Source organism: Bradyrhizobium tunisiense (assembly GCF_042263385.1).
In the GTDB taxonomy this organism is placed as follows: Bacteria; Pseudomonadota; Alphaproteobacteria; order Rhizobiales; family Xanthobacteraceae; genus Bradyrhizobium; species Bradyrhizobium tunisiense.
In genome coordinates this window covers 860714-885577 of the sequence record NZ_JBHLEV010000001.1, presented here as the reverse complement: position 1 = coordinate 885577, position 24864 = coordinate 860714, and the positions used below count along the sequence as shown (strand labels likewise).

The 24864-nt window shown below is 64.6% G+C and carries 26 protein-coding genes; 11 read left to right on the top strand and 15 right to left on the bottom strand.

Going from position 1 to position 24864, the window contains the following annotated elements; all coding sequences use genetic code 11:
- Nucleotides 1-4: 4 nt before the first annotated feature.
- From ACFDR6_RS04250 to ACFDR6_RS04220, 7 genes are all read right to left on the bottom strand, one after another.
- Nucleotides 5-748 (bottom strand): ABC transporter ATP-binding protein, encoded by a 744-nt coding sequence (locus tag ACFDR6_RS04250; protein ID WP_212083998.1) that lies wholly within the window; start codon nucleotides 746-748, stop codon nucleotides 5-7.
- The gene (locus ACFDR6_RS04245) at nucleotides 745-1743 is read right to left on the bottom strand and encodes a branched-chain amino acid ABC transporter permease (protein WP_375857500.1); all 999 of its coding nucleotides are present in this window, start codon (nucleotides 1741-1743) and stop codon (nucleotides 745-747) included. The genes ACFDR6_RS04250 and ACFDR6_RS04245 overlap by 4 nt, the downstream gene beginning before the upstream one ends.
- Nucleotides 1740-2615, bottom strand: coding sequence for a branched-chain amino acid ABC transporter permease (locus tag ACFDR6_RS04240; RefSeq protein ID WP_375857499.1), 876 nt, complete (start codon nucleotides 2613-2615; stop codon nucleotides 1740-1742). Before ACFDR6_RS04240 ends, ACFDR6_RS04245 begins: the two co-directional genes overlap by 4 nt.
- 100 nt (nucleotides 2616-2715) lie before the next feature.
- Nucleotides 2716-3846 (bottom strand): ABC transporter substrate-binding protein, encoded by a 1131-nt coding sequence (locus tag ACFDR6_RS04235; RefSeq protein WP_212084005.1) that lies wholly within the window; start codon nucleotides 3844-3846, stop codon nucleotides 2716-2718.
- Between the two features lie 56 nt (nucleotides 3847-3902).
- Complete coding sequence (locus ACFDR6_RS04230) at nucleotides 3903-4781, bottom strand: shikimate dehydrogenase (RefSeq protein ID WP_375857498.1); 879 nt, start codon at nucleotides 4779-4781, stop codon at nucleotides 3903-3905.
- A 144-nt stretch (nucleotides 4782-4925) separates the two neighbouring features.
- A complete protein-coding gene (locus ACFDR6_RS04225) occupies nucleotides 4926-5864 on the bottom strand; it encodes a LysR family transcriptional regulator (protein WP_212084016.1) in 939 nt (312 codons plus the stop codon).
- A gap of 290 nt (nucleotides 5865-6154) precedes the next feature.
- Nucleotides 6155-6331 carry a hypothetical protein gene (locus ACFDR6_RS04220; RefSeq protein WP_212084018.1) on the bottom strand — a complete coding sequence of 59 codons (177 nt, stop codon included), beginning with the start codon at nucleotides 6329-6331 and terminating at the stop codon, nucleotides 6155-6157.
- Between the two features lie 166 nt (nucleotides 6332-6497).
- On the opposite strand from ACFDR6_RS04220, the gene ACFDR6_RS04215 reads away from it, so the two are divergent.
- From ACFDR6_RS04215 to ACFDR6_RS04175, 9 genes are all read left to right on the top strand, one after another.
- On the top strand, nucleotides 6498-7235 hold the full coding sequence (locus tag ACFDR6_RS04215) for a helix-turn-helix transcriptional regulator (RefSeq protein ID WP_212084025.1): 738 nt from the start codon (nucleotides 6498-6500) through the stop codon (nucleotides 7233-7235).
- A gap of 85 nt (nucleotides 7236-7320) precedes the next feature.
- A complete protein-coding gene (locus tag ACFDR6_RS04210) occupies nucleotides 7321-7980 on the top strand; it encodes an acyl-homoserine-lactone synthase (protein ID WP_212084027.1) in 660 nt (219 codons plus the stop codon).
- Nucleotide 7981: 1 nt separating this feature from the next.
- The gene (locus ACFDR6_RS04205) at nucleotides 7982-8200 is read left to right on the top strand and encodes a hypothetical protein (RefSeq protein ID WP_212084029.1); all 219 of its coding nucleotides are present in this window, start codon (nucleotides 7982-7984) and stop codon (nucleotides 8198-8200) included.
- Between the two features lie 296 nt (nucleotides 8201-8496).
- Nucleotides 8497-9414 carry a branched-chain amino acid ABC transporter permease gene (locus ACFDR6_RS04200; RefSeq protein WP_212084031.1) on the top strand — a complete coding sequence of 306 codons (918 nt, stop codon included), beginning with the start codon at nucleotides 8497-8499 and terminating at the stop codon, nucleotides 9412-9414.
- The gene (locus tag ACFDR6_RS04195; protein ID WP_212084033.1) at nucleotides 9411-10355 is read left to right on the top strand and encodes a branched-chain amino acid ABC transporter permease; all 945 of its coding nucleotides are present in this window, start codon (nucleotides 9411-9413) and stop codon (nucleotides 10353-10355) included. Before ACFDR6_RS04200 ends, ACFDR6_RS04195 begins: the two co-directional genes overlap by 4 nt.
- Nucleotides 10348-11115 carry an ABC transporter ATP-binding protein gene (locus ACFDR6_RS04190; protein WP_212084035.1) on the top strand — a complete coding sequence of 256 codons (768 nt, stop codon included), beginning with the start codon at nucleotides 10348-10350 and terminating at the stop codon, nucleotides 11113-11115. The genes ACFDR6_RS04195 and ACFDR6_RS04190 overlap by 8 nt, the downstream gene beginning before the upstream one ends.
- Complete coding sequence (locus ACFDR6_RS04185; RefSeq protein ID WP_212084037.1) at nucleotides 11108-11821, top strand: ABC transporter ATP-binding protein; 714 nt, start codon at nucleotides 11108-11110, stop codon at nucleotides 11819-11821. The genes ACFDR6_RS04190 and ACFDR6_RS04185 overlap by 8 nt, the downstream gene beginning before the upstream one ends.
- A 313-nt stretch (nucleotides 11822-12134) precedes the next feature.
- Complete coding sequence (locus ACFDR6_RS04180; RefSeq protein ID WP_375857497.1) at nucleotides 12135-12842, top strand: AraC family transcriptional regulator; 708 nt, start codon at nucleotides 12135-12137, stop codon at nucleotides 12840-12842.
- 109 nt (nucleotides 12843-12951) lie between these two features.
- Nucleotides 12952-15258 carry a TonB-dependent siderophore receptor gene (locus tag ACFDR6_RS04175; protein WP_375857495.1) on the top strand — a complete coding sequence of 769 codons (2307 nt, stop codon included), beginning with the start codon at nucleotides 12952-12954 and terminating at the stop codon, nucleotides 15256-15258.
- 4 nt (nucleotides 15259-15262) lie between these two features.
- On the opposite strand, the gene ACFDR6_RS04170 is transcribed toward ACFDR6_RS04175, so the two are convergent.
- The 3 genes from ACFDR6_RS04170 to ACFDR6_RS04160 form a co-directional block, all read right to left on the bottom strand.
- Complete coding sequence (locus ACFDR6_RS04170; protein ID WP_375857494.1) at nucleotides 15263-15550, bottom strand: hypothetical protein; 288 nt, start codon at nucleotides 15548-15550, stop codon at nucleotides 15263-15265.
- Nucleotides 15551-15849: 299 nt separating this feature from the next.
- On the bottom strand, nucleotides 15850-17286 hold the full coding sequence (locus tag ACFDR6_RS04165) for a glutamine synthetase family protein (RefSeq protein ID WP_375857492.1): 1437 nt from the start codon (nucleotides 17284-17286) through the stop codon (nucleotides 15850-15852).
- Between the two features lie 153 nt (nucleotides 17287-17439).
- Nucleotides 17440-18798 (bottom strand): aromatic ring-hydroxylating dioxygenase subunit alpha, encoded by a 1359-nt coding sequence (locus ACFDR6_RS04160; protein WP_317241479.1) that lies wholly within the window; start codon nucleotides 18796-18798, stop codon nucleotides 17440-17442.
- Nucleotides 18799-18908: 110 nt separating this feature from the next.
- Here ACFDR6_RS04160 and ACFDR6_RS04155 point away from each other — a divergent pair, with 110 nt between their 5' ends.
- On the top strand, nucleotides 18909-19694 hold the full coding sequence (locus tag ACFDR6_RS04155) for an IclR family transcriptional regulator domain-containing protein (RefSeq protein ID WP_212084053.1): 786 nt from the start codon (nucleotides 18909-18911) through the stop codon (nucleotides 19692-19694).
- An 11-nt stretch (nucleotides 19695-19705) separates the two neighbouring features.
- On the opposite strand, the gene ACFDR6_RS04150 is transcribed toward ACFDR6_RS04155, so the two are convergent.
- The 5 genes from ACFDR6_RS04150 to ACFDR6_RS04130 form a co-directional block, all read right to left on the bottom strand.
- Complete coding sequence (locus tag ACFDR6_RS04150; RefSeq protein WP_212084055.1) at nucleotides 19706-20140, bottom strand: VOC family protein; 435 nt, start codon at nucleotides 20138-20140, stop codon at nucleotides 19706-19708.
- A 109-nt stretch (nucleotides 20141-20249) separates the two neighbouring features.
- Entirely contained in the window at nucleotides 20250-21077 is an 828-nt protein-coding gene (locus ACFDR6_RS04145) for a helix-turn-helix domain-containing protein (RefSeq protein ID WP_375857491.1), read from the bottom strand.
- A gap of 6 nt (nucleotides 21078-21083) precedes the next feature.
- Nucleotides 21084-21764: a transglutaminase-like domain-containing protein gene (locus ACFDR6_RS04140; RefSeq protein WP_212084059.1), complete on the bottom strand. Its 681-nt coding sequence runs from the start codon at nucleotides 21762-21764 to the stop codon at nucleotides 21084-21086.
- Nucleotides 21765-21855: 91 nt separating this feature from the next.
- A complete protein-coding gene (locus ACFDR6_RS04135) occupies nucleotides 21856-22251 on the bottom strand; it encodes a group II truncated hemoglobin (RefSeq protein WP_375857490.1) in 396 nt (131 codons plus the stop codon).
- A 2-nt stretch (nucleotides 22252-22253) separates the two neighbouring features.
- On the bottom strand, nucleotides 22254-23216 hold the full coding sequence (locus tag ACFDR6_RS04130) for a helix-turn-helix transcriptional regulator (RefSeq protein WP_349643039.1): 963 nt from the start codon (nucleotides 23214-23216) through the stop codon (nucleotides 22254-22256).
- Between the two features lie 84 nt (nucleotides 23217-23300).
- Between ACFDR6_RS04130 and ACFDR6_RS04125 the strand changes: the two genes are divergently transcribed.
- On the top strand, nucleotides 23301-24842 hold the full coding sequence (locus ACFDR6_RS04125) for a benzoate-CoA ligase family protein (RefSeq protein WP_375857488.1): 1542 nt from the start codon (nucleotides 23301-23303) through the stop codon (nucleotides 24840-24842).
- The last annotated feature ends 22 nt before the right edge of the window (nucleotides 24843-24864 follow it).

Genomic DNA, 24864 nt, shown 5'->3' with positions numbered 1-24864 from the left:
CTTCCTAATGTCCGAGATAGGCTTCGATCACGGCGGGGTTCTTGCGCACCTCGTCCGGCCGTCCCATCGCCAGCACCTTGCCTTCCGCCATCACCATCACGCGCGAGCACAGCGACATCACGAACTCCATGTTGTGCTCGATCACGACGAAGGTGGCGTTCTTCTCGCGATTGATCGCGACGAGGCGGTCCTTCAGATCCGCCAGCATCGACGGGTTGACGCCGCCGGCGGGCTCGTCGAGCAGCACGAGGCGCGGGCCGCCCATGAAGGCCATGGCGGCGTCGAGCAGCTTTTGCTGGCCATAGGAGAGGCCGCCGGCGGGCTCGTCTGCGAGATGGTCGAGCTTGAAGAAGCCGATCATCTGGTTGGCGGTCTCGGTGAGCCCGGCATCGGAGCGGCCGACGAGGCGCGAGGCCATGTTGCCCTGATGCTCTTGCCCTGCGAGGATCAGGTTCTCGCGGACCGAGAGTTTTGGGAACACCTGAAGGAGCTGGAAGGTGCGGCTGACGCCGAGCTTGTTGAGCTCGGCGGGACGCAGGCCGGTGACCAGCTTGCCGTCGAGCTTGACCTCGCCACCGCTTGGAGTGAGCTGGCCGAGGATGCAGTTGAACAGGGTCGACTTGCCGCAGCCGTTCGGTCCGATCAGGCCGAGGATCTCGCCCTCGCGCACGTCGAAGGAAACGCCGTCGACGGCGCTGATGCCGCCAAAGTTCTTCCTGATGTCGGTGACTTCGAGGACCGCACTCATTGCGCTGCCTCCAGTCGGGATTTTGCGACGGCGCGCAGCGCGGACGCTGCCTTGGTACGGCGTTCGGCAAGATAACGGTCGAGGATCCCCAGAATGCCGGTCGGCGACCAGATCAGCAGCAGCATCACGGCCACCGCGTAGAGCATCAGATAATAGCCGTCGGTGAAGCGCAGCCATTCCGGCAGCAGCACGGCGATCATCGCCCCGAGGGACGGCCCGAAATAGAAACCGGCGCCGCCGACGATCACCATCATCAGCAGGTCGAGCGAGAGCGAGAGGTTGAACGGCACCGGATCGATATATTGCGTCAACGGCGCATAGAGCGCGCCGGCGACGCCGCCGAGCGCCGAGCCGATCGCGAACGCCATCAGCGTGTAGCGTCGCGTGTCGATGCCGAGCGATTGCGCGCGTAGCGGGTTCTCGCGCAGCGCCATGAAGGCGCGGCCCCAGGGCGAACGGATCAGCCACCACACCGCCAGCGACACGATCGCGAGCGCGCCGAGACAGACATAATAGAACGGCAGCGGCTTGTTGGTCGCGATGCCGAAAATGTGCGGGCGTGGGATGTTGGAGATGCCGTAGATGCCGCCGGTGAGCCAGCTCTCGTTGCGGAACACCAGGAAGGCGAGGGTGGAGAAGGCGAGCGTGACGAAGGCGAGATAGTGATGCTGCACGCGCAGCGCGGGATAGCCGAGCACCCAGCCGACGGCGAAGCTCAAGGCGATCGCGGCCAGAATAGCCGCCGGCAACGGCCAGCCGTGCGTGGTCATGATGGCGGACGCATAGGCGCCGATGCCGACGAAGGCGCCCTGCGCCAGCGAGACCTGGCCGGCATAGCCGAGCGTGAGATTGAGCCCCATCGCGGCGATGCTCATCACGGCCCATTGGCTCAGGATGAACAGGCCGTAGCGGTTGAAGTTCATGGGCACGATGATCAGCGCGGCGATCACGGCAAGGCCGAGCGCGATCTTCAGGGGTTTGGCAAAGCCGGTCATACCGTGCGCTCCTCGGCGCGGCCGAGCAAGCCCTGCGGCCGGAACAGGATGACGGCGATCAGGAAGAGCATCGGCACGGCGGCGCGGTACTGCGTCGAGACATAGGCGGCCGCGAGATTGTCGAGCACGCCGATCAGCAGGCCGCCCGCGATCGCCCCGCGCACCTGGTTGAAGCCGCCGACGATCGCGGCGATGAAGGCGGCCTGGCCCAGCACCTCGCCGGATGAGAATTTGGCGAGATAGATCGGCGTGATCAGCAACGAAGCCAGCGCCACCAGGAAGGCATTGATCAGGAAGGTCAGCAGGATCATGCGCTCGACCGGCACGCCGATGATGCGCGCCACCGTCGGGTTCTGGGCAGCCGCCTGCATCTGGTGGCCGAGCGAGGTGCGGTTGAGCAGCGTGGTCAGGCCGCCCACGGCGAGGATGGCGACGATGAGCACGCCGATGCTCTGCAGCGACACCGCATAGCCGAAAATGGAGACGTCACCGGTCGGCACGATGGATGGAAAGGGTTGGGCTTCGGCGCTGAAGAACTGCTTGACGGATTCCTTGATGCCGATCGCCAACGCCATGGTTGCGATCGCGAGTGGCAGCACGCCGTGGCGCATCATGGGGTCCACCAGCAGCAGCTTGAAGGCGAGGCCGAGCAGGATCATCGACAAGAGGATGCCGAGGATGATCGCGAGCCAGAACGGCGCGCCGACATGCATCGCCGCCAGCATCAGGAAGGCCGGCAGCATCACGAACTCGCCCTGCGCGAAATTGATGGTCTGCGAGGTCTGCCACAGCAGCGTGAAGCCGACCGCGACCAGCGCATAGATCGCGCCGGTGGCAAGTCCTGCGACCAGAAGATCGAATAGGTTGGACATGGGTTCTCTTTGATCGTTAGAGCCCGAGTGAACGCCACGCGAATTCAGGCCTATCACTCCCTCTCCCCGCCAAGGGCGGGGCGAGGGAGAAGGGAAGACCTCACTTCACCTTAGGCAGCACCTGCTTCACGACCTGCTTGCCCTCGACCACCTCCACCAGAAAGCTCTGGCGGTCGATGTCGCCGGTCTCGCTGAAGGTGACGTCCATCAGGATGCCCGGCTCGTCCGCGGCCTTGATGGTGAGGCCGTGCAGCGTGTCGGCGAATTTCTTCGGGTCGACCTTGCCCATCTTCTCGGTGGTGGCCTTCACCATGTAGACCGCGAGATAGCCCTTCAGGCCGTTGTGGTCGGGGACGTAATTGTACTTCTTCGAGAACTTCTCGCGGAATTGCTTGATCAGGTCGACCGGCGCATCGGTGGTGAGGCCGACATGGCCGCGTGCCCCGTTGGCGGCATCGCCCGCAAGCTCGATCACCTTCTGGCCGATCAGCGTGGTCTCGCCCATCAGCGGTGCGCTGACGCCCTGGCGCTTCAGCTCTTTCAGGATGCGCGCGCTCTCTTCCTCGTTGAGATAGACGAAGACGGCGTCGGGATTGGCAGCCTTGATCTTGCCGACGTCAGCGGCGAAATCGGCCTGACCCGCTTCGGTGGAGAGGTCGGCGACCACCTTCGAGCCGAGCCGGTCCAGCTCCTTGATGACGACATCGCGCCCGCCGCGGCCAAAGTCGTTGTTGACCCAGACCACTGCGACCGTCTTCGCCTTCATCTCGTCGTGGATGTACTTCGCAACCTTCGGCATCGAGGATTGCTGGCCGAACGAGGTGCGGAACAGGAACTTGTTGCCGCCCTGCGTCAGCTCGGCCGCTTCGCCGCCCATGATCTGCGCGATGCCGGCTTCGGCCGCGAGCGGGGCTGTGACCTTCACCGAGCCAGAATAGCCGGGCCCGAGCAGCACGTAGGGCTCGGCGTCGAGCGCCTTCTGGACCTGGGCACGCGCCACGCCCGGATTGGATTGCGAGTCGGCGTGGGTCACCTCCAGCTTGCGGCCGAGCACGCCGCCCTTGGCGTTGATCTCCTCGATCGCGAGATCGATGCCGTTCTTCCAGTTGGTGCCGACGGTGGCGCCGCCACCCGAGAGCTCGGCGACGTCGGCGAGCTTGATCGCCTGGGCAAAGGCGCTGGTTGCGGTCATGGCGGTGAGCAGCGCGCCCACCAGTAGCGTTGATTTCATCGTCGTCTCCTCACGTTTCAAATTTTGCAAGCGGCCTTGTATCCGGCCGCCTCGTCTCAAGCTGCCTGATAGGCGGCGCTGCGCGCAGCCATCACGGCATCGAAAGCCTCTCCCATGACTTCCGTCGATGGGGCAAGGCCGGTGAACAGTTCGAAGGCATCCGCCGCCTGGTAGATTGCGAGCTCGCGGCCGGTCATGGTCCGGGCGCCCTTCTCTCGGGCTGCGGCCAGCAGCGGCGTGATCAGCGGCGAATAGACGGCGTCGGCGACCCACAGGTCCGCCCTGAGCAGTGCCGCCGGCACCGGCGTGTCCCGGTTCGGCAGCATGCCGACCGGCGTGCCGTTGACGAGGCCGGTTGCGCCATCGAGTGCATCCTCGACGCTGGCGGCAGCGCGTGCGCCGCCGCGCGGGGCGAGCAGGGAAACCAGCTTTTCGGCGCGCGCCGGCTCGCTGTCGACGATGCGGATGTCGGTCACGCCGAGGCTCGCCAGTGCAAACGCGATCGCCTTGCCGACGCCGCCGGCGCCGATCACCGCCACGGCGTTGGCGGACGCGGCCAGCAGCGGCGCCACCGCGCGCGCAAAGCCGGTGGTGTCGGTGTTGTGGCCGGTCAGGCGGCCGTCTCTGACGACGACGGTGTTGACCGCGCCCATGGCGGCTGCGCCCGGCGCCAGCGCGTCGAGCAGCGGGACCACCGCTTCCTTGTAGGGATAGGTGATGTTGACGCCGGCAAAGCCGAGCCGCCGCACGCCTTCGAGCATCATGCGCAGCCCGGCCGCGTCGGCGCCGGCGACCTCGATGAGCTGGTAGTGGCCGCGCAGGCCGAGCGCCTCGGCGGCGCGCTCGTGCATGGCAGGGGACGCGGAATGCGCGATCGGCGCGCCGATCAGGCCGGTGAGGAGCTTCTGGCTGGCGGCGTATCCGCGCTTCGACATGGTTCGCTATCGTCTCAAAGGGAGCGTTCGGTCCCGGTCATTAGCGGGAAAATCCGCGCAACTCCAAGGGAGCTTCCAGCTGCGACGATAGCCTTTCCGTTGCCTAACACAATTACCCTTTTATCCGGCAAACCTAACATCATGTTATCTCTTTCGCCCGCGCCCCGGCGCCGCCTTTCCATTGCCGCGGGACGGCTCGACCGCGCGCATCTCGGTGCGCAGCGCCTCGATGAAATACTCGGCATGGAGCGACAGCGGCGCGCCGCGCTTGACCGCGATGTAGGTGTCGAACCGCGTCGGCTCGGCGATCTTCAAGAGCTCGATTCCGGGATAGCCGCCATGGGCCACCGTGAACTGGTCGATGATGGCGATGCCGAGTCCGGCCTTCACCAGCGCGCAGACCGTGGTACCGAAGCGCGCGCGGATGGTGATGTCGTAGTCAAGCCGGTTGCGCGCGAAGATTTCGGCCATGATCCGGCCGTAGGGATCGTTGGGATCGATGCCGATCAGCGGGTAGCGGGTGATCTCGGCGGCCGAGACCTGCTTGCGGCCGGCGAGCTCGTGTCCCGGTGGCACGATGCAGTACAGCTCGCCCGAGGCGAGCGGCATGAAGTCGAGCGCGGAATGCTCCAGCCGGTAGCTCATCGCCACGCACTCGCCGCGCCCGAGCATGAGATAGTCGATGGCCTCCTCAAGCTTGAGGATGTTGATGTCGATACCGAGGTCGGGATAGCGGCGGCGGACACGCTCGATCGCGCGCGGCACCATCACCTGCGAGATGCTGGGTACCGAGCCGATCCGCAGTTCGGACAACCCGCCGCGGCCGATCTTGGAGATGATCTCCGAGAGATCGTCGACCTTCTTGTAGACGCCGTTGATCTGCTCGAAGATATTTTCGGCTTCCGGCGTCGGGAAGTAACGCCCGTTCTGGCGCTGGAAGAAGCGGATGCCGAGTGAGCGCTCGGTGTATTTGACGAGGCGGCTGATGCCCGGCGCCGAGACGTTGAGCAGCTTCGCCGCACCGCCGATGGTGCCCGTCACCATCACGGCCCGGATCACTTCAACCTGGCGCAGCGTCATCATGAAGAGGGCATCCCGACACCATCATGGCGGCGCTGCCTTCCCACTCCCCTTGTGGGAGAGGGTGGCTCGCCGCTCAGCGGCGAGACGGATGAGGGGTTGTTTCCGCGAATGATCCTGCCGCGATGAGTGCGCGGAGACAACCCCTCATCCGGCGCTTCGCCACCTTCTCCCACAAGGGGAGAAGCAAAGGCAACTTCTCGTTCAGATTGTTTCGACTAAAACAACGCGTTTCGAATGGACGGCGGCGTCGCGTGATCTGTTGCATCGGCATCGTTCGCCGCAACCGCGCTTCAGCTTGCCGGTTCCTCGGGCGAGACGCTGTCGGCCAGCGCCTCGCGCTCGCCTTGCAGCACCTCGCGCGCGAACTCGATGATCTTCTGCTTGTTCGCCGTTTCGTGGACGGCGAAAAACACGCGGTTCAATTCGAGGCCGAGCACGCTGTTGAGGGCAATGTCCTCGTCTTCCATCTGTTTTTCCCGCTGCGGACCGCTCAGGTGTAACTTGATGCCTATTCTGCCACAAGTAGCTGAAATCTTCCGAGCAGATGAGCACCGGGAAACTACGGCCGCAGCGCATTTGAGGCCGCTCCCGAATACGTGCTATACGGAGGGGCGAGGGTCAGGAAACGCACCGATGTCCGCCGCAGACGCCGTTGATTATGGCCGGGAGGCGCTCGACTTCATCGAAGGGCTCGGAGCCTACACCAAGGTTCCGGACGCCATGGACGCGCTTGCAGCCGCGTTCGGCCGCTACGGTTTCGAACATATCATCGTGACGGGCCTGCCCAATCCCGAGCAACGCTTTTCCCAGATGGTGCTCGCCAAGAAGTGGCCGGCGGAATGGTTCAGCCTCTACACCCAAAAGAGCTACGACCGTGTCGATCCCGTGATCCGCAAATGCCGGCAGACGGTGAACCCGTTCGAATGGTCTGAAGCGCCGTACGATGCGGAGCTGGAGCCGGGTGCGGTGGAGGTGATGCGGCGCGCCGCCGATTTCCGCATGTCGCGTGGCTTCGTCGTGCCGATCCACGGCCTGACCGGCTACGAGGCCGGCGTCTCGCTCAGTGGCGTCCACCTCGATCTCAATGCGCGCAGCAAGCCGGCGTTGCACCTGATCGGGATGTACGGCTTCGACCACATTCGCCGTCTGCTCGATCCGGCGCCGCATCCATCGATGCGCCTCACCCCCCGCGAGCGCGAGGTGATCGCCTGGGCCTCGCAGGGCAAGTCGGCGTGGGAGATCGGCGAGATCCTGCACATCACGCAGCGCACGGCGGAAGAGCATCTTTCAACCGCCGCGCGCAAGCTCGGCGCCGTCAACCGGACGCATGCGGTCGCGATCGCGATCCGCCACAGAATCATCAATCCCTGAAATCCTCGCCTACTGGGAAATTTCCCAATAGTCGGTTTTGCCTTTTTCGCCGAGGCTCCCCTCATTTCAAGCCATGGGGGAGTTCATGATTCATGTGATTTCAGCCGTTAACCGGCACCTGTACGAGGACGTCCTCGAACAGCATTTTCGGGTTCGTCACGAGATTTTCGTCGAGGAGCGGAAATGGGAGGCGTTGCGCAAGCCCGATGGCCGCGAGATCGATACCTACGACAATGAGGACGCGGTCTACCTGCTGGCTCTCGAGAACCGCCGGGTCCTCGGCGGCTCGCGCCTTTATCCGACCACCAGGCCGACGATGATGAGCGAGGTCTTCCCGCATCTCGCCACGGTGCGCGGTTGCCCCTCGCATCCGCTGGTCTGGGAGTGGTCGCGCTTCTTCGTCTCGCGCGAGCGCCGCGACGGCGCATTCAATCTGCAATTGATGGCGGCTGCGCAGGAGTTCTGTCTCGACCAGGGCATCGAGCGGCTTTGCCTCGTGATGGAGACCTGGTGGCTGCCGCGCTTCCACGACATCGGATTCCTCGTGGTGCCGCTGGGATTGCCCGCGCTGGTGGAGAATTCCTGGACCATGGCGGCAACGATCGAGATCCGTCAGGAGTCGCTCGATGTCGTGCGTGACCGTATCGGGATGACGAGCGTCGTCCAGCAGGACGGTCCGCGGATCGACTGCATTGCCCGTGCCAACCTCTGCGGCGCTGCTGCCGCGCAACGAAAGAGCGCCTGAGATGTCGAACATGATGCGGGACAGCCAGATCATGGCGCAGATCAAGGACGAGAATCTCGGCTACATGTCCGACATGGCGATCGAGCTGGCGCAGATGGCGGAAGACACCGGACTGGCGACGCTCGCCTATCTGTTCCGGATGGCGGCGCTGGAGGCCTCGACGGCCAATAGCGTGCTCGCCGAACCGGATGACCTTCCCCAGCGGATGACGTCGCACTAGACGCTCACATTCCAACGAACGTCGCACCCTCCCTCGGCCCGCCCGGGGGAGGGTGATCGTTTGGGTGCGGCAGCTTGACCCATGTCGCGCGGCAACCTTTTTGCATTGCAGGGCAGGTTTCGGCTCGCCTGCGCCGGGATGCAACAAAGTGCATGTTGAATGTCGAATCGCTCTTGCCTCGGAACGATACTGCCATTACCCATTTTTCCGCCTTGAACAGGCAGGGGGAGCTCTTTCACTGATGGCGACCGTGCTCGAACATCGGCGCGACACCGCGTGCGCCTGAAAGAGTCTTGATGCTGCTCGTCGTCGAACAGTTCCTGAACGGATTGCAGTTCGGCCTGCTGCTGTTCCTGCTCGCAGCCGGCTTGACGTTGGTGTTCGGGATCATGGATCTCGTCAACCTCGCGCACGGCTCGCTCTACATGATGGGCGCCTATTTCGCCGCGACCTTCGCGGCGTGGACCGGCAGCTTCCTGCTCGGTGCGCTGATGGCGTTAGGGGCCACGCTCGTGCTCGGCATCGTGCTCGAAGTGTCGGCCCTGCGGCATCTCTACGGCCGCGACCATCTCGACCACGTGCTCGCGACCTTCGGCCTGATCCTGTTCTTCAACGAGGCCGTGCGGCTGATCTGGGGCCCGGCGGGCCTGGCGCTGCCGCTGCCGGCCTGGCTCACCGTGCCGGTGCCGATCCTGCCCGGCATCCATTATCCCGCCTATCGCCTTGCCATCATCGTCGTCGCGCTGCTGGTCGCGCTGCTGCTCTATCTCGGCGTGATGCGCACCCGCATCGGCATGTTGATCCGGGCCGGCGCCTCCAACCGCGAGATGATCGGCGCGCTCGGCATCAACATCAAGCTGCTCTACACGCTGGTGTTCGGGCTTGGCGCCGCGCTCGCCGGCCTTGCCGGGCTGATGCAGGCGCCGATCCTCACCGTGCAGATCGGCATGGGCGAGAACATCCTGATCCTCGCCTTCGTCATCATCGTGATCGGCGGCATCGGCTCGATCCGTGGCGCCTTCCTCGCCGCGATCTTCGTCGGCATGATCGACACGCTCGGCCGCGCCTTCCTGCCCAATCTGCTGCGGCAGGTGCTGAGCGGCGCCGCTGCCTCCACCGCCGCGCCCGCGCTGTCGTCCATGCTGATCTATCTCCTCATGGCGATCGTGCTGGTGGTTCGGCCGGAGGGGCTGTTTCCGGCCAACCGTCGATGAAGGCTTTCACGGTGAGCAAGGCCGTCACGGTCCTGGTGCTGGCGGGCCTCGTGCTGCTGCCGCTCTATTCGCAAATGTCGGGCAACATCTTCATCCTGACGCTGTTCACCCGCATCATCATCCTGGCCCTGGCGGCCGCGAGCCTCAATCTCATCATGGGCTTCGGCGGCATGATGAGCTTTGGCCACGCCGCCTATCTCGGCATCGGCGGTTATGCGGTCGGCATGCTCGCGCAGGAAGGCGTAGGGAGCGGCTTCATCCAGTTCCCGGTCGCGCTCGCGGCTTCCGCGATCTACGCGCTCGTGATCGGTGCGCTCTCCCTTCGCACCCGTGGCGTCTATTTCATCATGATCACATTGGCCTTCGCCCAGATGGCCTATTACGTCGCCTCGGGCCTCGCGCGTTACGGCGGCGACGATGGTCTCACCGTCTACAAGCGCAGCGACTTCTCCGGGCTGATCGATCTCGGCAACCGCACGCAGTTCTATTATCTCTGCCTCGCCTGCCTGCTCGCCGTCATCTTCCTGATCTGGCGCATCGTCAATTCGCGCTTCGGCCTCGTCGTGCAGGGCCTGCGCTCCAACGAGCAGCGCATGCAGGCGATCGGCTTCCCCGCCAAGCGCTACCAGCTCGTCTGCTTCGTGATCTCGGGCACCATGTGCGGGCTCGCCGGCGCGCTGCTCGCCAACAACACCGATTTCGTCAGCCCGGCCGTGATGTACTGGACCCGCTCCGGTGATCTCATGGTCATGGTGATCCTGGGCGGCATGGGCACGCTGTTCGGCCCGGTCATGGGCTCGGTCGTGTTCCTGCTGCTGGAAGAATTCCTGTCGCAGATCACCGAATATTGGGCGCTGATCATGGGCCCGCTGCTGCTGCTGATCGTCCTTTTCGGTCGCGGCGGCATCATGGGCATGCTCGGGAGGGCCGGCCGTGGCTGAACCCCTGCTCCGCGTCGAAAAGCTGGTGCGCCGCTTCGGCGGCATCATCGCAACCGACAACGTCTCGCTCGACGTCGCCAGCGGCGAGCTGCACGCCATCATCGGCCCGAACGGGGCCGGCAAGACCACGCTGATCAGCCAGCTCACCGGGCACCTCGAGCCGCATTCCGGCAGCGTCTCGCTGGCCGGGCGCGACATCACCTACCTGCCGGCCTATCGCCGCTGCGCGCTGGGCCTTGCGCGTTCGTTCCAGATCACCTCGTTGCTGCTCGACTTCACCGCCGCGGACAACGTCGCGCTCGCAGCCCAGGCGCATGCCGGCACCTCGTTCCGCTTCTTCGCCAATGCGCGCAAGGAGAAAGGTTTGCGCGACGCCGCGCATGCCGCGCTCGATCGCGTCGGCCTGTTGCATCGCGCCGATGTCGTGGTGTCCAGGCTCAGCCATGGCGAGCGTCGCGAGCTCGAGCTCGCGGTCGCGCTCGCGAGCAAGCCGAAACTGCTGCTGCTGGATGAGCCGATGGCCGGCTTGGGTGTTACCGAATCCCAGCGCATGGTGAAGCTGCTCCAGGAGCTGCGGAAGGAAGTGTCGATCGTGCTTGTCGAGCACGACATGGCGGCGGTGTTCGCGCTCGCCGACCGCATCTCGGTGCTGGTCTATGGCCGCGTCATCGCCTCCGGCGATCCCGCGGCGATCCGCCAGAACGAGGACGTCAAGCGCGCCTATCTCGGCGATCAGCACGTGGTGACGCATCATGGCTGACACGCTGCTCGACGTCGAAGGCATCGAAACCTGCTACGGCGTATCCCAGGTGCTGTTCGGTCTGTCGCTATCGATCAAGCCGGGCGAGATGGTCTCGCTGATGGGACGCAACGGCATGGGCAAGACCACGACGATCCGCTCCATCATGGGCCTGACGCCGGCCCGCGCCGGCAGCATCCGTTTCGCGGGCGCCGAGGTCAGGCAGCTTCCGTCCTACAGAATTGCAAAACTCGGCGTCGGCCTGGTCCCCGAGGGACGTCAGATCTTCCCGAACCTCACCGTCCGCGAAAATCTGGTCGCGGCCGCGGCCGATCGTTTCGGCAGCCCCAATCCCTGGACGCTGGCCGCGATCTATGTGCTGTTCCCGCGCCTCGCCGAGCGCGCGGCCAACATGGGCAACCAGCTCTCCGGCGGCGAGCAGCAGATGCTCGCGATCGGCCGCGCCCTGATGACCAACCCGAAGCTCCTGATTCTGGACGAAGCGACCGAGGGCCTCGCGCCGCTGATCCGCGAAGAAATCTGGAACTGCCTGTCGCTGCTCAAGAGCCGGGGCCAGTCGATCCTGGTCGTCGACAAGAACGTCGACCACCTCGCGCGCATCTGCGATCGCCACACCATCATCGAGCGCGGCAGGACGGTGTGGAGTGGCACCTCTGACGAGCTGATGGCGGAACCGGATCTCCAGCACAAATATCTGGGCATCTGACGCGTTCGCCGCCATCGCGCGCAAGCCGCGCAGCCTCTTCGAGCAAATCCAGTTTCGAAATCCTCCAAACTGCGCGCTTCACTCTTGAGTGCGGCGACGTCAGCCGTCAAAGAGGCCGCTGCGCAAGCGGAATTCAATGCGGGACTTCTACGAGCAAATTGTCGGACGGCCTCAGGACGACATGGGTTCCGCACAGCCCGACGCTTCGACAGCGGGCCAGTGGCTGGATTTTCCGGGCTGCGTCTTTGTCAGGGGCGAGTTTCGCGCCGATGCGGGCGGCCCTGCGATCGCAGCTTCGGGCCTGTTCGTCTCCGTGGCATTCGACGACAGTGCCGGCCGTGGCATTCTGGCGCGCGCTGTCAGCGGTGAAAGGCAAATGACGGCAATTGCCGTGCGCGGAGACTGCACCGTCGGGCGCGCGGCACGCCCTGGCGATCGTTCTGCCATCGGTCTTGCTGTTCCCCGGGCCTCCATCTTTGAGCTTGGACTCGGCAACGAGTTTGAGGCGCTGTTCAAGAACGGCGGGGCAGGCACGGCCGTCGTCTCTTCGACGGCATCGCCGCGCATCGAGGCCGTCGCGGCAGAAATGTTCTCGCTGCCGGTCGCGGGAAACGCCGGCCAATTGTTGCTGTCGGCGCACGCCGCCGAGATCATCGTCCACGCCTTGTTCAGTGAGCGCGGCCGGATCGCGCTCGACCCGGCTGCCGACCTCCAACGGATGCGGTTGCAATCGGTCAAGGAGCGGATGGATGCCGATCTCGCCTACCCCTGGAGCATCGACGAGCTGGCGCGGAGCGCAGGATTGAGCCGCAGGTCCTTCAACCAGAAATTCCAGATCGCGTATGGCGCAAGCGCGATCGACTATTTGCGGGCGCAGCGGCTCGATGCCGCACGTGCCCTTTTGATTCATCAGTGCTTGTCCATCACCGAAGCGGCCTATCGGGTCGGCTATGCCCATCCCGCCAATTTCGCGACGGCCTTCCGCAGGCGTTTCGGCCATTCGCCGAAGAGCTGTCAGTAAACTCGAAAGCCTCCACGCGCGATCAAAGGTGATTTGCGCGTGCGCAAAGGCGGTGAGCGTCTCGATCTGATTACTCCCGGGTATCAAACTACGGAACTCGGGGAAGATGATGAGGCGCAACGACGGGCAAATGCCCGGCTGGGAACGAATGCTGAAGGCTGGCCGGGGCATGGCCGGCCTGGGGGCGGCCGGTTTGGGCGTGATGCTGCATGCGACGCCGTCGCTCGCACAGGTTTCCGGGACCAATTCGGGATCGAGCGCGGCGACATTGCCTCCCGTCACGGTCGAGGCGCCGAACCAGGCGCGTCCGCGGCCTCAATCTGCCCAGCGCGCCGCGCAATCGCAGCGTGGCCGCGCCACGCCGCCGCGCAATGCCGCAGCAGGCCAAGCCAGAAACCCCGATACGCGCGAGGCAGGTGGCGGCCCTGCCAATGCGTCGGGCGAGAACAGCTATGTTGCAAGCGGAAGCTCGGCGGGCACGAAGACGAATACGCCGCTGCTCGAGACGCCGCAGTCGATTTCGGTCGTGACGCGCAAGGAGCTCAACGATCGCGCCGTGCAGACGCTGACGGAAGCCGTCGGCTACCAACCGGGCGTCCGCATCGATGCCTCCGGCTACGATCCGCGCTTCGACGCCATTGCGATCCGCGGCTTCGACATCACCTATAACGGCGTCTATCTCGATGGCTTACGTCTGGTCGGCGCCGGTCTCGGCGTGTTCAAGACCGAGCCTTATGGCGCCGACAGCATCACGGTGGTGCGCGGCCCGAGTTCGGCGCTCTACGGCCTCGGCTCGCCCGGCGGATTGATCGACCTGCAGAGCAAGCTGCCGACCAGCCAGCCGTTCCACGAGGTGCAGACGCTGTTTGGCGACCGCGATCGCGTGCAGGGCAATTTCGATCTGTCAGGGCCGGTCGATCCCAACGGTCAGTTTTCCTACCGGCTGACCGGCGTCGTGCGCGATGCCGATGTGTTCGTGCCCGGCGGCAAGGACAATCGCGTCTACGTCGCGCCCGCCGTCACCTGGAAACCGGATCAGTCGACGACCCTCACGATTCTCGGCGCCTATCAGAAATCGAAGACGCCGGGATCCATGTTCACCTACTCTACGGGAACCGGCACGACCACCGACATCTTCACCGGCAGCCCGTCCTACAATTCGCTCGATCAGGAACAGGGACGCATCGGCTATTTGTTCGAGCATGCCTTCAACAACGCGGTGACCGTTCGCCAGAAATTCCGCTACGTCGATGTCGACGCGGTCACCCGCTATGTCGGCTTTCTCGGCGCGCCCGTCGGCAATGTCGTCTCGCGCTATACCGGCTACGTCCACGACACGCTGCAATCGGCCATCATGGACAACCAGATGGAGGCCAGGCTGGCAACCGGGCCCGTGCAGCACACGCTCCTGGTCGGCACCGACTACACCTCGTCGAAGTTCACCGACAAGCAGGGATTCGGCTTCGGCGTCTCCGATCTCAATCTGGCCGCGCCGGCCTACGTGCCGGAATCGATTCCCGATCCCGCGATCTCGTCTTCGACGCGGCAGCGGCAAACCCAGTCCGGAGTTTACATCCAGGACCAGGCCAGGCTCGATCGCTGGATCCTGACGCTGAGTGGCCGCAGCGACTGGGTCAGCACCTCCGGTGAGAATCTGTTCGCGTTGACCCGGCAGCAGCAGTCCGAACAGGCCTATAGCGGCCGGGCCGGGCTGACCTACGTGTTCGATTCCGGAATCGCACCCTACGTCGCCTATTCGACCTCGTTCTTTCCCAATCTCGGCGTCGATCCCTCGGGCGCGTTCTTCAAGCCGACCACCGGCAAGCAGACCGAAATCGGCGTCAAATATCAGCCGCCGGGGACGAGGAGCTTCATCACCGCTGCGGTGTTCGACCTGACCCAGGACGGCGGCCTGGTGACGACGGGAACGGGCGTGACAGTCCAGCGCGGCGAGATCCAGAGCCGCGGCTTCGAATTGCAGGGGCTCGCGAGCCTCGGCGGCGGTTTCGACATCACCTCGTCGTACACCTATCTCGACATGGCCACCAGGCAGGCCGGCGACAGCTCGCTGGTCGGCAAGTTTCCGTCGGGCAATCCGCCCCATACAGCGACGCTGTGGGCGAACTATGCCCTGCCGCTGGCAGGCCCGTTTGCTGGGCTGAGCATCGGTGGCGGCGCGCGTCACATGTCCTGGAGCTACGGCGACGATCTGAACACGTTCAAGAACAGCTCGGTGACCCTGGTCGATGCGGCGTTGAAATATGATTTCGGTCAGGCGGCGAGGGAGCTGAAGGGGCTCTCGTTCCAGGTCAACGCCAAGAACCTGTTCAATCTGCACTACACGACATGCCAGGTCGGCTATTGCTACCGAGGCGCACCGCTGACCGTCATCGCCACGCTCGGCTATCGCTGGTGAGCGATCACCAATAGATCCCGTGGCGGTGCAGTTCGCGGATCACGCGGGCTTCGGTGGACGGCTGACGGCGCTTCGGCTTGGTCGCGGCCGGGCTCGATGCGGCTGACGCGGTTGCGGCGGGTGCAGCCGGCGTCGTCGTTGCCGTTTGCGTGGTCGCCGGCTGCGCGGCTGCCGGTTGCTCGGTCGCCTGTTGATCCGGCGGGCTCGCCGCAAGGCTCAGGCTGCGCGAGCCACCGGCACAGGCCTGGCTTGCGAGCAGCGACATAACGGCAATCAGGATGAGTTTGCGCATGGCCATCCCCAATATCCGGTCAATCCGCCTTACCTAAATCGGCTCCGCTTGGCTGCTAACGCGCCAGCCGATGTGTGCCGATTTCGATGAGGGTGGCCCGGCAGGACAGGCGATAGATCAGACTGAACAATTGACCCAACATGATCGAACTCCACTGTTGATCATGGGTGCCAAACTAGACCACGCATCTTTCAAGCGGTTTTCGAGGTGCAGGGAAAACGGCTTCGTTGACAAGCGGAGTGATGTCGTCGGAACAGTCCGGACGAAGTCACCTCACGCCCGCGTGAGATGTTTACCCCTCAAAACACCTCGAAATATTCGCGGTGCTCCCAGTCGGTCACCTCGGACAGGAAGCGGTCGATCTCGGCGTTCTTGATGTGGGTGTAGTAGTCGACGAATTCAGGTCCGAACTTCTCGCGGAAGAACGGGTCGTCCTTCAGCGCGCTGACCGCATCGCGCAAGCTCTTCGGCAGCAGGGGCGCCTTGGTCTCGTAGGGCGTGTCGGCGGATGGGCCGGGATCGAGCTTGCGGTCGACGCCGTCGAGGCCCGAGAGGATCTGCGAGGCCATGTAGAGATAGGGATTGGCGGCGGGCTCGCCGATGCGGTTTTCCAGGCGCGTGGCGGCATCGCCGGCCGATCCGAGCACGCGGATCATCACGCCGCGATTATCGCGGCCCCAGATCGCGCGGTCCGGTGCCAGCGAATAGGAGCGGTAGCGCTTGTAGCCGTTGATGGTCGGCGTCGTGAACACGGTGGAGGCGCGGGCGTGGTCGAGCAGGCCGGCGAGATATGCGCGGCCGAACGCGCTGAGCGGCTCGCCGCCGTCCTTCGCCATGAACTGATTTTCAGCCGTAGCACGAGATACGATGGACTGATGCAGGTGCCAGCCGCTGGCGAACACATTCGGTAGCTTCGGCCGGCACATGAAGGTGGCGTGATAGCCGTGGCGGCGCGCGATCTGCTTCACGGCGGAGCGGAACAGCACCATGTTGTCGGCGGGCTCCAGGCCCTTCCTCGGTGCGAAGGTGAATTCGCACTGGCTCGGTCCGAACTCGACCTCGACCGAGCGCAAGGGCAGGCCGAGCGCGACGATGTCACGACGCAAGATCTCCAGCACCGGCTCCATCTGATCGAAGCGCTGCTCGGTGAGGTATTGATAGCCGTGGCTGAGCAGGCTCACCGACGGCGGTGTTCCGGGCTGGCCGGCATCCTCAGGCCGCATATGCGGGTCGTCGAGCCTAAAGATGTGGAACTCGACCTCGAGGCCGGCGACGAAGTCGTGGCCGCGGCCGGCGAGCTCGTCGAGCACCTTGCGATAGAGCGAGCGCGTCGCGAACGGCACCGGACGGCCGTCACTGAAATAGAGATCGCACAGCACCCAGCCGGTGGCCGGCGCCCAGGGCAAGACGCGAAACGTGGTGGGATCGGCGACCATCAGCACGTCGGCCGCGCCCTCCATCTCCTTCATGCCGAAGCCGCCGCCTGACGTGAACACCGGAAATACCGTGCGGTGCGAGGTGTCCTTGGCGAGCATGGTGGTGGTGATGGAGCAGCCGCTTTCCAGCGCGGCGATTGCCTCCGAGGCGATGATGGTCTTGCCGCGCAAGATGCCGTGCTGGTCGGGGAAGGCGAGGCGGAGGACCTCGAGATTTTTCTCCTCGACGATGCGCCGCATGCGCGCCGCCGCGTCCTTCTGCTCATCCGACCACAGCGCATGACGCACGACGAAAGTCACTTTTGTTGCTCCTCAGTCACCGATGCTCGATGTGCAAGACGCCTGCCACATTCTCCGTCATTGCGAGCGCAGCGAAGCAATCCAGAAATGCATACGCGGTGAAAGACTGGATTGCTTCGCTGCGCTCGCAATGACGAGGTTGGGCCGTCACTCTTATTCCGCCGCCGTCAGCTTGTGCACGTTGTCGGCGATCTCCTTCGGCACCGGCGCGGTCCAGGGCGCGCCGCGGCGGCGCTTGACGTCGACCTCCATCCAGTAGGTTTCCCAGCCCCGCGTCGGGCCGATGCCGTCCATGGTCGCCGGTCCCTGGATCGAACGAGCGTTGCTCTCGTCGAGATGGAGCATTGGCTTCTCGCCGCCCGAGACCCTCTCGATCTCCTGCCGCAACAATCGGCGGTACTGCACGATCGCCTTGTCGCTCGAGCCGAGATGCTCCTTGGTGCGGTCCTGGATCGCACCCATCGATTCCACCGCCCATTGATCGTGGACGTTGATGTCGGTGCCCATGCCGGTATAGGTCGCGGTCTGCTGCTCGTGCGGATCGAAGCCGTAATCGTTAGCCCGGTTCTTGCGCGACTTGTAGTCGGGCAGCTCATAGAGCTCGAGCCGCTGGTCGCGCATCTTCTTCTTGTCGACCGGGTTCGAATAGCTGGTGAAAATCGCGTACCAATAGCAGTTCTCGTCGTCGAGAGGCACGTGCCACTGCGTGATCGTCATCTCCGTGCTCATGGGAATGACGAAGCCGTGGGGGAAGAGCTGGTTGGTGACGCGCACATGGGTGCGCTCTTCGTCGATCTCGCGCAGCGCAATCAGCCGCAGGCCATATTCAGTGTGCTCGACATTGATGATTGGGCGGTCGTATTCGCGCAGGATTTTCGTCATCGGCAGATCGGAGCCGGCCGAGGCGCCGCGAAACTGCTTGCCGTAGGCGGTGGAGGTGTCCTCGTCCTCGAAGAAGCGGTGCAAATAGGAGGCGTGCGCGGGATCGATACCGACTTCGAGAGCCTGCAGCCAGTTGCAGGCCATGTGGCCCTTGAACGCGAAGGTGTGAGTATCGGGGGCGACGAAACAGTCGATCTCCGGGAATGCAGGCGGGGCGCCCTCGCCAAGATAAGCCCAGAGGATGCCGCTCTTCTCGACCACGGGATAGGAGCGCTGGCGGATGTTCTGGCAGAGCTTCGAATCCTTCGGCTCGGCCGGCGTCTCGATGCACTGGCCGGTCGCGTCGAACAGCCAGCCATGAAAGGCGCAGCGCAATCCGCCATGCTCCAACCGCCCGAAGGCAAGGTCGGCGCCGCGATGCGCGCAGTGGCGGTCGATCAGGCCGTAGCGACCGGTCTCGTCGCGGAACAGCACCAAATTCTCGCCGAGCAGTTTGACGGGACGGATCGGCCGCGCGCCCTCCAGCTCATCCACCAGCGCCGCCGGCTGCCAGTAGCTCCGCATCAGCTTGCCGCAAGGGTCTTTCGGTCCGGTGCGGGTGATCAAGTCGTTCTGCTCCTGGCTCATCATGGCAGTAGCATCCTTATGGAGTGGCGATTGTTCGCCTATTGAACGAATGGGCGAATTATGACATGACTTGAATTGTCAGCAAGCACTATTTTGCAGGATTGTCCCTCCCTATGCCCAAGCTGAAGCGGAACGAGAGCGAGGAGCGCGCGACGGATTTCGTCGAGAGCCTCGATCGTGGCCTCCGCCTGCTGCAATGCTTCGGCACCACGGCAGGCCAGATGACGCTGAGCGATCTCGCTCGTGCCGCCGATCTGCCGCGCGCGACGGCCCGGCGCATGCTGTTTACGCTGCAGCGCGGCGGCTACGTCTCCGGTGATGGAAAGCTGTTCTCGCTGACGCCGCATGTATTGACGCTGGCAGCGTCCTATCTGCGCTCCAATCAGCTCGTCGCGGTGCTTCAGCCGGTGCTTGATCGCGTCGCGACGGCGGCCAACGAAATCTCTTCGCTCGCCGTGCTCGACGGCAACGACGTCGTGTTCGTCGCACGCAGCAGTCCGGCGCGGATGTTCTCAGGCGGCCTCGAAATCGGCTATCGCCTGCCGGCCTTCTGCACTTCGGTCGGCCGCGCCATGCTCGCTCAGCTCGACGATGCCGAGCTTGCCGCACGCCTGAAGGCCATGAAGCGCGAGCCGCTCACGCCGCAGACGGTGACGGACCCGAAAGCACTGCTCGCGCGCATCACGGCCGACCGCGTGCAGGGTTATTCGCTGGTCGACCGCGAAGCCGAGCCGCATTTCCGCTCGATCTCCGTTCCCGTCCGCCGCTATGACGGCGTCATCATCGCCGCGATCAACATGGGCGCCCATGTCGACCGCGTGCCGGAACATGAATTTATCGATCGTTTCCTGCCGCTGCTGCAAGAAGGGGCGGCGTCGTTGCGGTCGCAACTTCTGTAGCTGCAGTCCCGCTAACCCGGCAGCGGCTGCTCGTCGGCCTTGGGCCAATAGGTGCCAAAGCTCCAGAGGCCGCCCTCCGGATCGCGTGCGGCAAAATCCCGGCTGCCATAATCGGTCGTGTAGGGTTCCATCTCGATCTGCGCACCGGCGGCTTTCACCTTCGTGTAGAGCGCGTCGGGATCATCGACGGCGAGATAGACGGCATCCGTCCGCCGTCCGCCGATGTCGCCGACCTGCTTGGCGTAGGCGTCGTCGCGATGCGCGCCCAGCATGAGGATCGACGATCCGAATGCCAGCTCGGCGTGAACGACAGTGTCGTCCTTGCGATACACTACGCGTTCGGTGAAGCCGAGAACGTTCGTCAGCCAGGCGATCATCGCCTCCGCATCCTTGCAGCGCATGGTGTGGTAGAGGCGCGGCGCTTCGTAGCCGTTCGGCTGGTTCATGATACTCTCCAGATTCGGTGCAAGCCCCGTTGCGAAGCCGATCCTAGTTCGGATCATGGTGGCCGGCTTGAACAAATGGGACCTGGCCCTGTCGCGCGCCGCCCTGGCGCTAGCCCCCGCCGTCTCGCATCAGACGTGGATCGACGACGTCGAGCCGCGCGGCCCATCCGGTCGGCGTCTCGCCGCTCAATACCCGGAAATCGCGGGCAAGATGTGCCTGGTCGGCATAGCCGGCCTCCGCGGCAATTGCCGCCCAGCCGCCTGTGCCGTCCCTTCGGGCCAGAACGCAAGCGCGATGAAAGCGCAGCATCTGGGCCAGCGTCTTTGGCGGAACGCCGATCTCGTTGTGGAAGCGACGCGTGAGATGCTTGCGGCTCCAGCCGATATCGGCGGCGATGTCGGCGATCCTGACGGCCCCTGCGCCGCGCCAGAGCGTCTCCAGGGCAAACGCGACCGCAGGCGAAGGCTCGTGCACGGCGCGCCGAAGCACGAAGTCTTCAACGATCTCGAAGCGTCGCTGCCAGCCCGCCGCTTCAGCCACCCTGGCGCGGAGATTCTCGCCGTCCTGTCCAAGGATATCGTCAAGGCCGACCATGCGCGCGGTCAGATCGGGCACGGCTCCTCCGAAGAAGCGATAAGCCCCGAGCGGCGTGAAATCGACCTGAACGCATTCGGCGCGCCCATCGGATTCGATCATGACGGGGCCGGGAAAGAGACCCGCCGCGAAACTCGGCCGCGCGTCGGCGCTGTCGGGGTGGTGACCGAGCGCAATGCGGAACGGCGTTCCCAAATTCACCAGCAGAGGCAGCGCAAGCGGCGCGGCGTGCCGGAAGGCAACGAGGCCGAGGCCACGCTCGCGATAGAACGAGATGCTGGACACCAGCTGCGCGAGGAGCGGCGAGGCCGGTCGACGGACGACATCGGGAGGCGCGCCCATCGTGCTCTATCGCTCCGCAGCCTCGCGCTCCATGTCGCGGCCCGACAGGTCCTCGCCCTGCATGTTGACGTAATCCCGCGCCATCTCGCGCATCAGGAATTTCGCCGGCACGTCATGATAGGTGCCGCGGTCGTTGACATATTGCATATAGGCGCGGCCCTCGCCGTCGAATGGATGCAGCAGCGCGTCGGTGTGGCCGTCGAAATCGAGCGGGGCCACGCCGACCTTGGCGCAGAGCGTGTCGTTGAAGGTCGGAGTCGCCTTGCGCCAGGCACCATCCACGTGCACCTCCGTAAAGCCGTGCCAGGTGAAGATATCGGTGCCCATGCTCGCGCGCAGCTTCTCGGTGGTGAGATGGTTCTTCACGTCGGCAAAGCCGACCCGGGCGGGGATGCCATGGACGCGGCAGGCGGCGGCATAGAGCGCGGCCTTGCCGACGCAATAGCCTTGTCCTGCGGCGAGCACGCTCGAGGCGCGAAACGTTTCCGCGACGCGCATGCTGACGTAGGGATTATAGCGGATGCCGTCGCGCACCGCCTTGTAGAGCACGCTCGCCTTTTCGCGTGGGCTCGCATCCGCACCTACGGAGGCGTTGGCGAATTGCTGCACGGCCGGATGATCGCTGTCGATGTACTCGCCGGGATCGGTGTAGAGGCGGCGGATCGTGTCGGGAAGGATGTCGGTCATATCCAGAGCTTAGCAGGCGATCGCCGCGGAACTCAAATGACGGGATGGAGTGCATCGCGCCTTCGAATGGCACCGGGGCGCTGCAGCCATCTCACTGCCGGTTGCGCATCCAGTCGGCGAGGCCTGACAACGCCTTGTCGAGCTCCCGCCGCGTGGCGGCATCTGTCACCGTTTCCTCCATCGCGCCGCGCATGCAGAGCATCCACGCATCGCGCTCGGCATCGCCGATGGCGAAGCCGATGTGCCGCTGGCGCAGCCGCGGATGACCCTTCTCGGGCGTATAGAGCCGCGGACCGCCGGTCCACTCGGTGAGATAGCGCTTCAGCACGTCTCGGATCAGGCCGAGGTCGTCCGCATGCATGGCGCGGATGAGCTTCGCCTCCGGCAGCGTATCCATGCGGTCGTAGAAGCGATCCACGAGGGCGTCGATCGTGCTGCTCCCGCCGATCCGCTCGAACATGGAGGTGGTGACGTCGGTGGAGGTCATCGCTACAGCGCCACGCTGCGCAGACCGAAGCTGCGGGCTTCGTTCTGCAGCACCGGCCGCACTGCATCGATCAACCGCGCGGCGGCCGCATCGACGCTGAGCCCCGCGGTATCCACCACCGCCGTCGCACGCGAATAGAGCGGCTCGCGGCTGAGCAGGATGTTGCGCAGCTCGGCCATCGCGGAGCGGTCGTCGGCCATCGGCCGCAAATCGCCCTGGCGGCGGACGCGGGCCATGTGCTCTTCCGGCTCGGCCTTCAGCCAGATGGTGTAGAACGAGGTCAGGATCTGGTCGAAGGTCAGGGGCTCCGAGACGATGCCGCCGCCGGTCGCCAGCACCATCAGCTCGTTGCGCGCGAGCAGCTGCTGCAGCGCCGCCTGCTCCATGCGGCGAAAGCCTTCCTGGCCGTAGAGCGCGATGATCTCGGCGACGGAGAGCCCGTTCTGCTGCTCGACCTCCTTGTTGAGCTCGACGAAGCTCCAGCCGATCTTCTTCGCCAGCATTCGGCCAAGCGTCGATTTGCCGGCGCCGCGCAGGCCGATCAGCGCGATGCCGCAGAACGGCGCGCGCCGCGGCGCGGTTGCACTGCCGCCCGCGAGCAGATCTTTTGCTTGCGCGATCTGCGCCGGCGTTGCCTTGCGCAACAGATCGCGAAACATCTGCCAGTCCGGTGTCGGTTCGGCGGAGGGAAGCAAGTCTTCGAGATGAGCGCCCATGGCGTCGGAGACGCGGCGGAGCAGCACGATCGAGACATTGCCCTTGCCGCTCTCGAGCTGCGCGATGTAGCGCTCCGAGATTCCTGATACCTTGGCGAGCACCTTGCGCGACATGCCGCGCAACGCGCGCATGGTGCGCACGCGTTGGCCGAGCTGTTCGAGGAATCGGGATTCGGCGTCGGGACTGTCGGTCATGAGCCTTCTTTGAGGGGATGTCTTCTTGAAGGAGGTCCTGCGGCGCGTTTTAATGAAACATAATGCCTGCTGGCATTGACAGCAAGCCGCCGCAGTGTCTTTCTATGAATTATAATTCTAAATTCGAGGGGGACGTCCGTGAGCGAGGGATCCTATAACGCGGTGACCTGGCTGCTCGACCGTAACGTCGAGGAGGGCCGTGGCAACAAGCTGGCCTTCGACGACACCGTTTCGCAGCTCACCTATGGCGAGCTTCAGCGCCAGACCCGCCGCGCGGCGAACATGCTGCGCCGGCTCGGCGTTCGCCGCGAGGAGCGCGTGGCGATGATCATGCTCGATACGGTCGATTTCCCGATCGTGTTCCTGGGCGCGATCCGCGCCGGCATCGTGCCGGTGCCGCTCAACACGCTGCTGACCGCGGATCAATACGCCTACATCCTCGCCGATTGCCGCGCGCGCGTGCTGTTCGTCTCCGAAGCACTCTATCCCGTCATCAAGGACGTGGTCGGCCGCATGCCCGATCTCGAGCATGTCGTGGTCTCCGGCGCCAAGCAGAACGGCCACAAGCAGCTCGCTGAGGAGATCTCCGGCGAGAGCGACCAATTCACCACCGCCGTGACGCATCCGGACGAGCCCGCGTTCTGGCTCTACTCGTCGGGGTCGACAGGCATGCCCAAGGGCGTGCGCCATATCCATTCCAATTTGCAGGCGACTGCGGACACCTACGCCAAGCAGGTGCTGGGCATCCGCGAGAGCGATGTGTGTCTGTCCGCCGCAAAGCTGTTCTTCGCCTATGGTCTCGGCAACGCGCTGACCTTCCCGATGTCGGTCGGCGCCAGCGTGATCCTCAACAGCGAGCGGCCGACGCCGGCGCGCATGTTCGACCTGATGAACCGCTACAACCCCTCGATCTTCTATGGCGTGCCGACGCTGTTCGCGGCGATGCTCAACGACGAGACGATGAAGGCCGAGCGCGGCGGCAAGGCCTTGCGCATCTGCACCTCGGCCGGCGAGGCACTGCCGGAATCCGTCGGCAACAGCTGGAAGGCGCGTTTCGGCGTCGACATTCTCGACGGCGTCGGCTCCACCGAGCTGTTGCACATCTTCCTGTCGAACGCGCCGGGGGACATCAAATACGGCTCATCAGGCAAGCCGGTGCCGGGCTATGCGGTGCGGCTCGTCAACGAGGCCGGCCAGGACGTCGCCGACGGCGAGGTCGGCGAGCTGCTGGTCGATGCGCCGTCGGCCGGCGAGGGCTACTGGAACCAGCGCCACAAAAGCCGCCGCACCTTCGAGGGGCCGTGGACCCGCACCGGCGACAAATATGTCCGCGACGGCGAGGGCCGCTACACCTTCTGCGGCCGCGCCGATGACATGTTCAAGGTCTCCGGCATCTGGGTCTCGCCGTTCGAAGTCGAAAGCGCGCTGATCACCCATCCCGCCGTGCTGGAAGCCGCCGTCGTGCCCGAGGCCGATCCGGAAGGATTGCTGAAGCCGAAGGCCTTCGTCGTGCTGCGTCCTGGCGCGACGACGACGGATCTGCAGGACATGCTCAAGGAGCACGTCAAGCAGAAGATCGGCCCATGGAAATATCCGCGCTGGATCGACGTGGTGGACTCGCTGCCGAAAACGGCGACGGGGAAGATCCAGCGGTTCAAATTGCGTGAGGGCGCGAATTGAGATTGCACATGCTGTGCCGAGA